Below are 812 nucleotides of genomic sequence, written 5' to 3'. Positions count from 1 at the left end.
TCCGGCAACATTAGTAAGTACAGTTGCTGCTACCAGAACACTATACGGTCAGACTTCAAACGGAACTTGTTCAAGTTTGACAAGAACAGCTGTTGTTTTAACAATCAATGGCGCACCATCAGCACCAGTAGTGCCAGCTTTAACAGTAATCCAACCTACATGCGTAGCTCCTACAGGAAGTATTGTTTTAACTGATTTACCATTAGGGAATTGGACAATAAATCCAGGGAATATCTCAGGTAATACAGCGACTAAATTAATTACAGGTTTAACTTCAGGAGTTTATAGTTATACGGTTACAACTGATGCAACAGGATGTACTTCTGCACCTTCATTAAATGTTATTATATATAATGTCATTTGCGCAAATACAGAGAAAACAGCCGAGATCAATGGTAATACAGGTGGAAAAACACCAGCATTAACATTGAATGATAAATTGAATGGAGTTGATGTAGTAATTGGAACAAACCCTGGAGACGTAAAATTAACTCCGGTAACCGTGCCAACAGGCTTAACGCTGAATACGGACGGAACAGTTTCAGTAGCTCCAAATACACCGGCAGGCGACTATAACCTGACATACAGAATCTGCGAAGTAACCAATCCAAGTAATTGTGATGAAGTAACATCAATCATTGTAGTAGGTCAGCCAACAATCGATGCCGTAACAGAGAAAACAGCTGAGATCAATGGTAACACAGGTGGAAAAACTCCAGCATTAACATTGAACGATAAATTGAATGGAGTTGATGTAGTAATTGGAACAAACCCTGGAGACGTAAAATTAACTCCGGTAACTGTGCCAACAG

General features: G+C 39.5%; 1 pseudogene. It reads left to right on the top strand.

Annotated elements, in window-relative coordinates:
* Positions 1-812 (top strand): annotated as a pseudogene (locus tag ACHRVZ_RS21395) (hypothetical protein); the annotation flags it as partial.

Origin of the sequence: Flavobacterium sp. FlaQc-57 (assembly GCF_044007395.1) — a bacterium.
Lineage (GTDB): Bacteria > Bacteroidota > Bacteroidia > Flavobacteriales > Flavobacteriaceae > Flavobacterium.
Note: the sequence above shows the minus strand (reverse complement) of the source record. Positions and strands in the feature narration are given on the sequence as shown.